Below are 12,730 nucleotides of genomic sequence, written 5' to 3'. Positions count from 1 at the left end.
TAACGAATATACCAAGACCTGCGGAAATGCCACAGATCTCGCAGGTCTTTTCGGTGCTTATGTCTCAAGCTGGTACAAGGTCGACCGTCACTGCCGCGAGTTCTTCCTTGCGCGCGGACGCATGACCGGCGGACGCTTCAAGGATGCGCTTGACCCTGCTGTGGCGAGCATTCAGAAAGACTATGATGCATATCTGGCAGACCTCACAAACCGCTGGCAGACACATCTGATGGACGAAGGCATGTGGCCACCGGCTTCTCTGCCCTCCCAGGATCAGCTCTTCAAGAAGCAGGTAGAGCTCGCCTTCCCGGCGGCTGATCGTAACCACCGTGTCGCCGTTATCATCTCCGATGCTTTGCGTTACGAGGCAGGAGCCGATTTGGCAGAGCGGCTTTCAGCACCTGGCACCACAGGCATATCTGGCAAGACCACAGTCTCATGCGATGCAGATGTATGCATGCTGCCGAGCTACACGCAGCTCGGCATGGCTGCGCTCCTGCCGGAAGGAACTCTCGAGATCGATTCAGCCACATGCCATGTCCTGAAGGGCGGAAAGCCAACGGATGGACTGCAGAACAGGGGCGACTTGATAGCTGCCGCAGTCGACGGAGCATGTGCGCTGAGCGCGTCGAAGATACTCGAAAAGGGTTCGGCTGATCTTGAAGGAGTTCCGCTTGCATTTGTCTATCACAATGTGATTGACAAGACAGGAGACTCGAGGGATAGCGAGGGACGCACCTTCGAAGCGGTAGAGGATGCATGCGCAGACATCCAGAAGCTCGTGAAGATTCTTCTGCGGGCAGGCTGCGGAAGGGTGATTGTCACGTCCGACCACGGCTTCCTTTTCCAGCAGCAGGAACCGGAATCCTATGCATATACCGACCTGCCTGAACTTACCCAGACTGTGGCCAACCAGGACGATGCAGCGCAATCTCGCCGCTTCGCTGTGGGGCACAACCTTCCAAAGGATGAGTCGTTGCTGGTCTTTAAGGCAAAGGAGCTCTCGCTTGCGGGTGACTACGAAGTTGCCATGCCACGGGGCATCACGAGGCTCAGACTCAGGGGCTCTGGAGCACGGTTCGTCCATGGTGGGGCATCTGCACAGGAAGATGTCATCCCTGTCATCACCATCAAGGCTGCCTCGTCGAAGGAAGACACAATCAAGCAGACGGGTGTCGAGGGCTTTCCGACAGGACGCCTTGTCATCACCGGCCCCACGGTCTCGGTCAATGTCTACCAGACCAAGCCGTGTGGCGAAGGAATATCTCCGCTTACGGTGAAGGTGGGTGTCTACTCGGAAGACGGGACTATGCTCTGTGCGCATGAGAAGGAACTTGATCTCTCAAGCACCTCAGAGGATTCCAATCAGCGCAAGACACGTATCACGCTTCGCCTGACAGACGAGGTGGACGAGTACTCTGCTGCGTTTGTACGCATCTCTGCAAAGGTAGGATTGACGACCAGATATCGCACGGTCTGGCAGAAGGAATACTCCGTCAACCGTGCGTTTGGCAGCGACTTCTAATCTAGAAAGGCTTGGCTTCATGGATACGAGCAAGATCAAGGCGCTTGCGACGGGTGCGCGCGACGAGCTGCGCCGCGACATCGAGGGAAGGCTGGACGCTGTCTTGGCAGACGGGAGCGCTGCGCGCCTCTCCGACCCCAATGCCGTAGGCGAGCTCGAGGCTGCCATCAATGAGAAAGGCCGCGATCATGTCATAGATGGCGCTGCCTACACCTGGTTCAACCGACTCTGCGCCCTGCGCTTCATGGATGCCAACGGATATACTACGACGCCTGTTGTGACGCCGAGGGAAGGGTCTACGCAGCCTGCCGTGCTTGCGGATGCGGCGCAGGGGATATATGACCCCGAGTATGGCTTTGACCGCATGGTGCGCGACCGTGTATCGGCGCTCCTCCTGGGGTCCGTATCGAGCGCCAATGCAACGGAGGACGCCTACGATGCCCTTCTCAGGGCTGTCTGCAGACACTATGCCGGCCCCATGGGATATCTGTTCTCGGAGGAGTCGGCAAGCTCTCTGCTCATGCCATCGGGGCTTCTTGCCGAGGGATCCATCCTCCATCGCATCGTGGAGGATATGGATGCGGATGTCTGCTCCTCTGTCGAGGTGCTGGGCTGGCTCTACCAGTTCTACATCGCAGAGCGCAAGGACGAGGTCTTTGCCGGGTTCAAGGCCAAGGGGAAGGCGAACAAGAAGGCGGGTCCGGACGAGATCGGCCCCGCTACGCAGCTCTTCACTCCTGAATACATAGTGCGCTTTCTTACACAGAACTCTCTCGGCCGTCTCTGGATGCTCAACAATCCTGGCTCAGACCTAGCAAAGCATATGGAGTACTACATCGCCCCCAAGGATGCCGAGTCCTATATTGAGGTTGCGGATGCGGAAGATATCCGTGTCCTCGATCCTTCCTGCGGCAGCGGACACATCTTGGTCTATGCCTTCGACCTTCTCTTTGCGATGTACGAGGAGGAGGGGTACAGCCCGGAGGACATCCCTGCCATGATCCTGCAGGACAATCTCAAGGGACTTGAGATTGATGTCCGTGCTGCGGAGATAGCGAGGTTCGCGCTGGAGATGAAGGCCAGGGAGCATGACCCCCGCTTCTTTGACCGAGATATCGATGCAGATGTGACAGTGCTCGTCCCGGTCAAGCTGGAATCGCATGAGCTGGCTCAGACTTCCAAGACTTTCAAGGAGCGTGCCCGCCTGCTGGATGCTATGGAGCATATGGGGGAGGCGGGAAGCCTCTATGTCCCCGATCCGGAGGATGCGGATACCATCCGCCATGAGCTCGGACGCATGGGCGACTCGCATGCAGATGATGTGTTTGCACGGTCCCTCCGGCACAAGCTTGAGGCGATGCTTGCCAATGCCGAGGCGCTCTCCGGAACCTACCACTGCGTCATTGCGAACCCGCCCTACATGGGCAGCGGGAACATGGATGCATGGCTTTCCGCCTGGATCAAGGAGAGCTATCCAGATGAGAAGGGTGACCTCTGCACCTGCTTCATCAGGCGGGGGTTCGGGATGGCCAAGCAGGGGGGATATACGGCTGAAATCACCATGCAGAGCTGGATGTTCCTTGGCTCCTTCGAGAAAATGCGCAAATTCATTATCGAGCACTTTAGTATTGCTGTTATGGCACATCTGGGCGCGAGAGCATTCGATGCAATCGGCGGTGAAGTCGTGTCTACGACAGCAACCGTGTCCGAGAAGAACCATGAAAATACATCAGGTACCTACATGCGCCTGGTGGATGATGCTGGCGAAGAGGCAAAGGCTGCAAAGCTTCGTGAAGCTGCGCATGATGAGAGATGCCCATGGCGATACGAGACGAATGCTGAGTCATTCAAGGATATGCCTGGATGCCCAGTTGCATACTGGGCGAGTAAATCAGAAATTGAAGCTTTCAGGACTTTCGCTCCGTTATCTAAGATTGCGGCCCCAAAGCAAGGTCTTGCCACAGCCGATAATAATCGTTTTTTGAGAATGTGGTGGGAACCAAGCATTGCGAAAATTGGTTTTGATTGTATAGACAGAGAGTCTGCTTCCAAATCAAAAATGAAATGGTTCCCGATGAGCAAAGGTGGCGAGTTCCGAAAGTGGTATGGCAATATCTTCTATGTGGTCAACTGGGAGAATGATGGTTCTGCCATCCGTAATTTCGTTGACGAGAATGGGAAACAGAAATCACGTCCTCAGAATATGGATACCTATTTCAAGGAATACGTTGGATGGTCGGCCATTTCTACTGGCAACTTTTCGATGCGATACTATCCCGCTGGTTATATCGCTAACGCAAAGGGTCCCGGCTGCTTTGCAGAACGTTCTGAGACCCTCTACTTCATAATGAGCGCCTTGAATTCATCAATAGCTAGTATTTTCTTACAGGTACTTGCTCCTACACTCGACTATTCCGAAGGCCCTATTGGTAGATTTCCTGTCCCAATAAAGCGCAAAGACTTTGATGCTTCGCTGACGCTCGACTGCATATCAAAGGCAAAATTAGACTGGGACTCCTTCGAGACCTCATGGGACTTCCAGACGCATCCGCTTATACAGCTCGGAGAGCCTCTTGTTGAGAAGCAATTTACACGCTGGCAGGAAGAGTGCCAGGAGCGATTCGACAATCTCAAGTCTAACGAGGAGGAGCTCAACCGCATCTTCGCCCGTATCTACCACATGGAAGGAGAGGTGCCCATTGAGGTGCCGGACGACAAGGTCTCTGTGCGGCGAGCTGACCTGGTACGTGATGTGAAGAGCCTCATATCCTATGGCGTCGGCTGTGTCTTCGGCAGATACTCCCTCGACAGGCCGGGCCTCGTGCTTGCAGATCAAGGGTCGACGGTGAATGACTACCTCGAGAAGGTCCCGGATCCCAGGCTCATGCCGGATGGAGACAACATCCTGCCCATAACGGAGACGGCCTGGTTCGACGATGATATCGTCGACAGCTTCTACCGCTTCCTGTCTGCAGCCTATGGAGAAGAGACGCTTGGGGAGAACGTCGAGTTCATAGAGAGCGCCTTGGGATGCGACCTGCGCACGTACTTTGTGAAGCAGTTCTATGCGGACCACCTCAAGACCTACCAGAAGAGGCCCATCTACTGGCTCTTCCAGAGCCCGAAGAAGTCGTTCTCCTGCCTCGTCTACATGCACCGCTACGATGAGTCGACATTAGGCGAGATTCTTACCGGATATCTCCGCCCTCTGCAGGGCAAGCTCCGTGCACGCATCGACCTGCTGGATAAGGAGAAGACGACGAAGGGGGAGAAGGAGGCGAATCGGCTCAGGGCCCAAGTCCAAGAGCTTGAAGAATGGGAGCGCGATGCCATCTACAAGCTTGCGCACGCTCATGTGCATATAGACCTCGACGATGGCGTGAAGGTGAATTACAACAAGTTCCCGCATGCCTTGGCAAAGGTCCCAGGTCTCAGCGACTGGAAGTAGATACTCAGTTGGTCGTAGACTAGAACTCACGTTATCTATCTCCACTGGCAAGAGAGAGTAAGGTACTCGATGGACGATCTCGACAGGAAGCTCAATGACAACTTTGCGGGCTATGTAGTCCGCAAGGACCTGGTGAAGCTTGTACGTGGCAATGCTGCCGTACCGAGCTACGTCCTCGAGTACCTGCTGGGACAGAACTGCGCTACGGATGACGAAGAAGAGATTCAAGAGGGCATCGAGCGTGTGCGTGACATCCTTGCTGCCCACTATGTGCAGCGTGCTGAAGCCGGTGCCATCAGGAGCGATATCAAGCAGAAGGGCTTTCAGCGCGTCATAGACAAGGTCTCTGTCGACCTTGTCGAGAAGCGGGATGCCTATGAGGCAACGTTCGAGAACCTTGGCATCTCCCATGTGCTGGTGACAGAAGACATCGTGAAGAAGAACCGCCGCCTCCTTGTCTCTGGTGTCTGGTGCATAGCGGATCTCTCTTATTCGGCAAACGAGGCAAAGAACGAGTCTCCCTATCTTCTAAAGTCGCTCAAACCCATCCAGATGGCCAACTTTGATTTGGATGGCTTCATCGATGGGCGTAGCCAGTTCACAGCTAGCGAATGGATCGATATCCTTATCCGCTCTATCGGGCTGGATCCGGCACAGCTGGGAGAGCGTGCCAAGCTCTTCCAGCTTACGCGTCTCGTTCCATACTGCGAGCGCAACTACAACCTTGTGGAGCTGGGCCCCAAGGGTACTGGCAAGTCCCATGTGTTCAGCGAGTTCTCGCCCCATGGCATCCTGATTTCTGGCGGAGAGGTGACGCCTGCCAAGCTCTTCGTTAACAACTCCAATGGCAAGATCGGTCTCGTAGGCTATTGGGACTGCGTCGCCTTCGACGAGTTTGCAGGTAAGAACAAGCGCCCGAAGCCTGATATCGTAGACATCCTGAAGAACTATATGGCCAACAAGAGCTTCAGCCGCGGCATCGAGCAGGTGTCTGCAGAAGCATCGCTTGCCTTTGTCGGCAACACAAGCCATGATGTCGGCTACATGATTGGGCAGACAGATCTCTTCGAGGACCTTCCTGCGGTCTACCATGATTCGGCCTTCATCGACCGTATCCATGCTTATATCCCGGGTTGGGAAGTCGATATCATCCGTGGCGATATGTTCAGCTCGAATTATGGCTTCATCGTAGACTATCTGGCAGAAGCCCTGCGCACGCTGCGTACACTTGACTACTCTGGCCTCTACAGGGAGCGCTTCGAGCTGTCAGACGATCTTTCCACCCGAGACCGCGATGGCATCCTCAAGACCTACTCTGGCCTCATGAAGATCATCTTCCCGGGCAAGAACGCTACAGCCGAGGAAGAGGCAAAGACGCTGGAATTCGCAATGGAGCTGCGTTGCCGCGTCAAGGACCAGCTCTATCGCATCGACGAAACATTCTCCCGTACGCACTTCCGCTATCGTCTCAAAGGTGGAACATGGCAGAGCGTAACAACGCTCGAGGAAGACAGCTACCCGCGTATCTACCACTCCCGTGACAGAGTGCCTCTGGATGGGGAGGACGTAGCACCTGCTGCAAAGCTTGCGCAGCAGAAGACAACAGCGGAAGATGCTAGCCCACATGCTTCCGAACGGAACGACATCCAAGCCGCTGATGCGCCAGAGGTGCCTGCTGTCTCAGAAGAGGAGGACGATGGAAGAGGAAAGGACGAAGCAGTCGGGCCAATTTCTCTGCCTTCTCCAGAGTCGAAACTGTTTGAAGGGCACAAGACCTTCCGTGAGAACCAGCGCGGCATCTCCTATGAGAGCCTGTTCGGATCCTATCTGGATGGAGTTCGTTCTGTCGAAATCATCGATCCTTACATCAGGAACTTCTACCAGTGCCGAAATCTCATGGAGCTACTCGAAGTGATACTGAGCCACTTCGACTATTCGGTACCGGAAGTGAAGGTGCATCTCCTTACGGCGCCGGATGAGCATCTGGACTCCAGACAGACAAGCTATTTCGACCAGATGGCAGAGTCCTTTGCACCCCTGGGACTTGATTTCAGCTATGACCTGGATACTACGCATACTATCCATGCCCGCCATCTCATCATCAACCATGAATGGGATATTCTGCTCGACAGGGGACTCGATATCTGGCAGCGCTTCGATGCGAATGATGCTTTCTCTGTCGAGGCTGGCATGCCTGTGATGCGCAGAGTGAAGCAATTCGAGGTCGTGTATCAGAGGATGAATCAGATTTAGGCATCGCAGCGTCCGAGCCAATAAAGAGAGCCTCTTGCCTTGCGCTTATTCTCGATTTCTGTTGCTCAATCATGCGGCCAATGATCTTGAGAGGGCTATCTGTGTGATTTAACGAAGCCAAGGGAAAACGAGTGGCATGAACCGATATGCATTTGGGCAAGCCTAGTTCAATGCTTGTCTCCCTGCTCGTATTGTCAGTACTTATGTATATAACAAATTATTTCTGATTCATACCGTACACGGTAAGAAATATGCCGTTTAACAGATGAATATGAACAGCTTTCAAGCTGATACACGTATGAAACTCTCAGATGTATAAGATGTATATAACAACAAAAGAAGGAGTCGCAGTGCGGTTGAACAATATAGTTCTGGTAACACACAAAGGCTTTGCTACGGGAATCCGCTCCGCGCTTCGTCTTATCATCGGAGATGCTTCAACAATCAAGATTGTTGAAGTAGATGTCGACGATGCTATGGACTCTGTATGTGAACGGCTAGAGAGTGCGGTAAATCAATTCCCCACAGAGGAGACGGTACTGCTCATAACTGATATTCCTGGAGGCAGTCCCACGCAGGCAGCTCTGAAGCTGAACCCTCTGCATCCCAATATCATCTGCATCACTGGACTCAATCTAGGCATGCTCCTTGAACTTGCTTTGCTTCCCATCGAGGAGAAGGAGTTTTCGGTTGCAAAGAAGCTTGTGAGAGATGCCGTACTTTCTTCCAGGAACGCTATTGGCTTGTTGGAGGACATCGCGAAATCGAGCGATACAGCAGCTGCTGATGATTCTGAATCAGATGAGCTATAAACGGCTTTGCTGTAAAAGGAGTTAACAGACAGGCGTCGATTTTGCAGAAACATGCATCTCAATCCGCCTGCAGATTCAGATTAGGAACTATTCGTTGGACTCGCTTGAAGGCACAATGACCACTCGTTATGACAAAGAGATTGGAGTGTTGGATGGTTGAATTGCTACGCGTTGATGACCGGCTTATACATGGGCAAGTTGCTGTAAGCTGGACGGCTTATCTGAGCGCCGATACCATTGTGGTTGCAAATGATGCTGCCGCTCACAATGATCTCATGAAGGCGGCATTCAAGATGGCAAAGCCTCCTCAGGCTGTACTTTCAATCAAGTCGGTTGAAGGCGCCATCCTCGTTCTAAAGAATCCGAAATACACCGATAGACACATGTTCGTTGTCTGTGCAAGTTCCGAAGATGCAGTGCGTATTGCGGAAGGTTCAGGAGCTATCCACAAGGTATGTCTAGGAGGCATCAGACAGACGGGGAATCGAAAGCGTATCTCTCCGCAGGTATTTCTGGACAGTTCCGATATGACTGCATTAGAAAGGCTGGAAGCGCTTGGTATCCAGGCATCGCTTCAGTCAGTTCCCGACCAAAGACCTATGAGTCTTGCCGATATCAGACGAATCTATCAGTCGTAACAGATCGATGGGACAATGCCGGCTACGGTCCTGTCAGTTCTGCATGCTAATGGCTTATGCAAGGAGGACATTATGGTTGTACAGGCTCTTCTTTTAGGCATTTTGGCAGGATTTGGAATATGGGATGGACGCGTCGCTGGACAGACCATGTTCGAGAGGCCGATAGTCCTTGGTCCTATTGTCGGCCTCATTCTGGGCGATGTGCAGACTGGCATCATCATGGGCGCTTCCGTTGAGCTCGTCATGATGGGTGTTGTGGGAATTGGTGCCGCTGTACCGCCTGATGTTGTCTGCGGCGGCATTCTCTCTACTGCCTTCGCAATTCTTTCCGGCCTCGATACGGGCACGGCAGTCGCACTTTCGCTTCCGATTGCTACTCTGGGTCAGCTCTTGGGAATCCTTGACCGCACCCTGAATCTTGGGTTTGCCCGGTGGGCTGACAAGGGCGCAGCTGAAGGGGATGCTGGCGTAGTCACAAAGGCTCTTTGGTCTGGTGCCGCTCTGTTCTGGATTACGTCGTTCCTTGTCGTCTTCCTGGGTGTACTTCTTGGCTCGCAGGTCATCGGCGACTTTGTCAACTGGCTCCCGACGTTCATCACGCATGGGTTCACTGTTGCCTCCGGCATGCTTCCTGCTCTTGGTATCGCAATCCTTATGACGCTCATATTCGACAAGACAAATGCTGCATATCTGTTCGTCGGGTTTGTCCTCACTGCTCTGCTCGGTATGAGCACTACGGGCGTTGCCGTCGTTGGTGGCGTTATTGCATACGTGTTCTACCAGGCAACGATTGTCCGGAAGCGCGAACTGGAGAGCATATCGGTGGCTCAGCTGGATCAGGAAGCAGACTCTGACGATTTGGATGGTGAATTGTAATGGCCGGAAATCTCGATCAGCCAATGAAGAATGGCGGCATTGTCACAAAGAACGATATGCGTCGAGTCTTTTGGCGCTCTTTCCCACTCCAAGCTTGCTTCAATTATGAACGAATGCAGAACGTTGGTTTCTGCTACTCAATGCTTCCGATACTTGAACGTCTTTATCCCGATAAGAAGGAGCTGAGCGCAGCGCTTGAGCGGCACCTTTCATTCTTCAATACAACTCCCCAGGTTGTGACAATCATCACCGGTGCATGCATTGCGATGGAGGAGCAGAACCGTCAGGCCGAACTTGCTGGCGAACATTACGACATCGAATCAATTACCGCCCTCAAAGCTGCCCTTATGGGTCCCGTTGCAGGTATCGGCGACTCCTTCTTCTGGGGGACCTTCCGCGTTATTGCTGCTGGCGTTGGATGCGGCCTTGCCCAGCAAGGATCGATTCTTGGAGCTATCCTCTTCCTTCTCATTTTCAATGTTCCAGCTTTGCTGGCAAGATACTATGGCCTGAAGATTGGTTATGAGAGCGGTGTCGGATTCATTGACAAAATGCAGAAAGATGGCACCATCGAGCTGCTGACGAGCTGTGCAAAGATACTCGGCCTTTGCGTTGTCGGAGCCATGATTGCATCGATGGTCACCTTCACTACGCCTCTTGTTATTACTGCTGGTGAGACAAGCGTAGAGCTCCAGAGCATCTTCGATCAGATACTTCCTGGCATTCTGCCGCTTGGCTTGACATTCATTTGCTATGCCCTTCTGAAGAAGGGGCACAAGACAACTTCTGTCATGTTCGGTTTGATTGCTGTTGGTATCATCGGATCACTTATTGGAGTGCTCTAGCTATGTCAAGTATTATGTACGACTATATTCGAGAGACGCCTGTCGTATTGACCTCAATTATTAATGACCGCAAGAGAATCTGCTCGTCTTTTGTGGAGGCCTTCAGGGACCGAAAGATCAAGACGGTATATCTCATAGGGTCCGGAACGAGCTATCATGCGGGTGTTTCAGCCAAGCTCTATCTGGAAGAGCTGACTGGATGGAAAATCATACCGATGTATCCAACCCGTTTTGCTCGCGATGAGAAAGTGTATGACCACGATGCGCTTGTCATAGGCATCTCGCAGGGAGGGCAAAGCCTTTCTACGGCAGAGGGGCTGGATGCAGCTAGCTCACGCGGTCTTATGACGGCTGCTGTCAGCGCAAATCCGGATGCCCTTGTGTTTGAGCATGCGCAAGTGAGTACGATGCTAGAAGTTGGCAATGAGCTTTGCGGAGCAAAAACCAAAGGCTATGGTGGATCCATTGCTACAGTAATGATGATGGTTACTGAGCTTGCTCTTGCAAAGGGGATCGTGACGGATGCGCAGATCCAGCCATATCTTGAGCGCATGAAGAAGGTCATCAACAACCTGCCAGCCATCTTCGAAGCTTCTGATGCATGGTATGACCGAATAGCTGATGATTTCTATCCTGCAAAGAGAATTATCGTAGTCGGATACGATGGCATGTATGGCGATGTGCTCGAAGGTGCACTGAAGATTCTGGAAACCGTGCGGCAGGGTGTTGCCGGATACGATATCGAGGAATTCTTCCATGGAATATATAATTCGATATCCGAAGATAGCTATCTTTTCTATCTTGCTTCGAAGGGTGACTATAAGCCTCGGACGTTTAAGCTCATCGATATATTGAGTGAATGGACGACGCACAACTATCTGATTGGCTCACCTGATGGTATAGAAAGTCAGAAGGCTTTTGACTGCATCGCAGACTTCGAAGATGACCCGCTCTTCTCTTGCTGGGAATACATAATTCCGCTCCAGATGGTTGCATGCAAGGCCTCTCAAGCACATGGAATAGACCCTTCGATTCCCAAAGATCCGCTGTTCCATGAACGGATAGGAAGTAAAGTACTTGATGGAGTGCATGACAACTACACTACTGACGGCAAGTGAGGTGTAATCATTGACGATTGATGCTGCAAGCAGCCAGGATTCGACCTGGCTGCTTGCAGCTCATTTCTTGAATGATAAACTCGACAAGACACCTTGAGATAGATTCATTGCCAAGAGCGGAGCCAGGCTGATAGCATGTCACAGGATACCTCATCACCTCTGTACCAGCAGATATATGCAGATGTAAAGGCATCCATTACTGATGGAACATATGCTCCCGGCGATCAGCTGCCAACCGAACAGGAGCTGTGCAGCAAGTATGGCGCCAGCAGAATCACTGTGCGCCGCGCGCTTAACGATCTTTGCACCAATGGTTTTCTTATAAAAAGGCAGGGTGTTGGCACCTTTGTGAGCAAGGTCCATTTCGACCGTCAGCTTCGCCATAGCGCAGGGGAGCTTCGCTCTTTTACGGAGCTCTGTCATGAGGCCGGCATGACCCCGGGAGCTCACCTTATAAGCCGGCAAATCGTTCCCGCACGTGATGATGAGAGACGTTTCTTCCTACTTGGAGAGGACGCGTTGCTGGTATATGTGCAGCGTATTCGTACTGCAGATGAAGTACCAATCTACGAAGAGAACATGTTCCTGCCATATGATGAATTCAGAGGTCTCATGGATGTGGATTTTGAAGATGCCTCATTCTTTGACCAGATTGAAAAGGTCAGTGGCAGACGGCCGATCCGCAATGTGAGCCTAACACTGGAAGCGGTTGCTGCATCAACCAATCAGGCTACACTTCTCCATGTTCCGAAGAAATCTCCGCTCATGTACATGAACGCAAAGTTCGTAGATGCTTCCAACGTACCCGTTGCGATTGGACGTCAGTATTATGTTGGTAGTCGATATGCCTTTGACGTATAGATAGCATTGCTTTGGGCTTAAGACGTGTGGAGAGCTTGCAGCATTGTTGGGTTTCCTAAACTGCAAGCTTCTCATTCGGCTTCTGACTGTGTGCCGTAGCTATGATCGGGGTGTCGAAGGACGGGTCGCGCTTGAGACACGTTTCACGGAGTAGATGAGCGCAGGCATATCCGGAGGTCTCGTAGCGCTACTTTAAGCAGAGATGAGTTTGTGTGCTGCATCCAAGTCTTTAATAGCTTCCTGAAATATAGCAGTCCCTGTATCGTAGATCCGAAACTACCTATGAACCATGGAAAACAATACCGTAGCACAAAGATGACTGTTCACGTATCGCGGGACTGAGCTAAAGGTTTA

At 52.4% G+C, this 12,730-nt stretch carries 9 protein-coding genes; all 9 read left to right on the top strand.

All coding sequences use genetic code 11. From position 1 onward, the window contains the following. The coding region (gene pglZ / locus ABVS03_RS11070) for a BREX-1 system phosphatase PglZ type A (RefSeq protein ID WP_368019153.1) at nt 1–1,525 on the top strand (1,525 nt) is incomplete at its 5' end. Nucleotides 1,526–1,544: 19 nt separating this feature from the next. Beyond that, nucleotides 1,545–4,973 (top strand): BREX-1 system adenine-specific DNA-methyltransferase PglX, encoded by a 3,429-nt coding sequence (pglX, locus tag ABVS03_RS11065; RefSeq protein ID WP_368019152.1) that lies wholly within the window; start codon nt 1,545–1,547, stop codon nt 4,971–4,973. Nucleotides 4,974–5,042: 69 nt separating this feature from the next. Then, the gene (brxL, locus tag ABVS03_RS11060; protein ID WP_368019151.1) at nt 5,043–7,226 is read left to right on the top strand and encodes a BREX system Lon protease-like protein BrxL; all 2,184 of its coding nucleotides are present in this window, start codon (nt 5,043–5,045) and stop codon (nt 7,224–7,226) included. Between the two features lie 320 nt (nt 7,227–7,546). Next, nucleotides 7,547–8,038: a hypothetical protein gene (locus ABVS03_RS11055; RefSeq protein ID WP_330972929.1), complete on the top strand. Its 492-nt coding sequence runs from the start codon at nt 7,547–7,549 to the stop codon at nt 8,036–8,038. A 152-nt stretch (nt 8,039–8,190) separates the two neighbouring features. Further along, a complete protein-coding gene (locus ABVS03_RS11050) occupies nt 8,191–8,676 on the top strand; it encodes a PTS system mannose/fructose/N-acetylgalactosamine-transporter subunit IIB (RefSeq protein WP_368019150.1) in 486 nt (161 codons plus the stop codon). 72 nt (nt 8,677–8,748) lie between these two features. Next, nucleotides 8,749–9,552 (top strand): PTS sugar transporter subunit IIC, encoded by an 804-nt coding sequence (locus ABVS03_RS11045; protein ID WP_330972927.1) that lies wholly within the window; start codon nt 8,749–8,751, stop codon nt 9,550–9,552. Further along, nucleotides 9,552–10,397 carry a PTS system mannose/fructose/sorbose family transporter subunit IID gene (locus tag ABVS03_RS11040; RefSeq protein ID WP_330972926.1) on the top strand — a complete coding sequence of 282 codons (846 nt, stop codon included), beginning with the start codon at nt 9,552–9,554 and terminating at the stop codon, nt 10,395–10,397. The genes ABVS03_RS11045 and ABVS03_RS11040 overlap by 1 nt, the downstream gene beginning before the upstream one ends. 2 nt (nt 10,398–10,399) lie before the next feature. Then, complete coding sequence (locus ABVS03_RS11035; RefSeq protein WP_330972925.1) at nt 10,400–11,515, top strand: SIS domain-containing protein; 1,116 nt, start codon at nt 10,400–10,402, stop codon at nt 11,513–11,515. Between the two features lie 135 nt (nt 11,516–11,650). Continuing rightward, nucleotides 11,651–12,376: a GntR family transcriptional regulator gene (locus ABVS03_RS11030; protein ID WP_368019149.1), complete on the top strand. Its 726-nt coding sequence runs from the start codon at nt 11,651–11,653 to the stop codon at nt 12,374–12,376. Nucleotides 12,377–12,730: the final 354 nt, after the last annotated feature.

It is taken from the genome of Olsenella sp. AGMB03486 (assembly GCF_040884255.1).
GTDB classification, from domain to species: domain Bacteria; phylum Actinomycetota; class Coriobacteriia; order Coriobacteriales; family Atopobiaceae; genus Olsenella_L; species Olsenella_L kribbiana.
The sequence above is the reverse complement of the archived record's forward strand: the minus strand, read 5'-3'. Positions and strand labels throughout refer to the sequence as shown.

Coding starts and splice junctions, on each gene's coding strand:
- pglX (WP_368019152.1), top strand. CDS start 1,545: ATGGATACGAGCAAGATCAAGGCGCTTGCGACGGGTGCGCGCGACGAG.
- brxL (WP_368019151.1), top strand. CDS start 5,043: ATGGACGATCTCGACAGGAAGCTCAATGACAACTTTGCGGGCTATGTA.
- ABVS03_RS11055 (WP_330972929.1), top strand. CDS start 7,547: ATGTATATAACAACAAAAGAAGGAGTCGCAGTGCGGTTGAACAATATA.
- ABVS03_RS11050 (WP_368019150.1), top strand. CDS start 8,191: ATGGTTGAATTGCTACGCGTTGATGACCGGCTTATACATGGGCAAGTT.
- ABVS03_RS11045 (WP_330972927.1), top strand. CDS start 8,749: ATGGTTGTACAGGCTCTTCTTTTAGGCATTTTGGCAGGATTTGGAATA.
- ABVS03_RS11040 (WP_330972926.1), top strand. CDS start 9,552: ATGGCCGGAAATCTCGATCAGCCAATGAAGAATGGCGGCATTGTCACA.
- ABVS03_RS11035 (WP_330972925.1), top strand. CDS start 10,400: ATGTCAAGTATTATGTACGACTATATTCGAGAGACGCCTGTCGTATTG.
- ABVS03_RS11030 (WP_368019149.1), top strand. CDS start 11,651: ATGTCACAGGATACCTCATCACCTCTGTACCAGCAGATATATGCAGAT.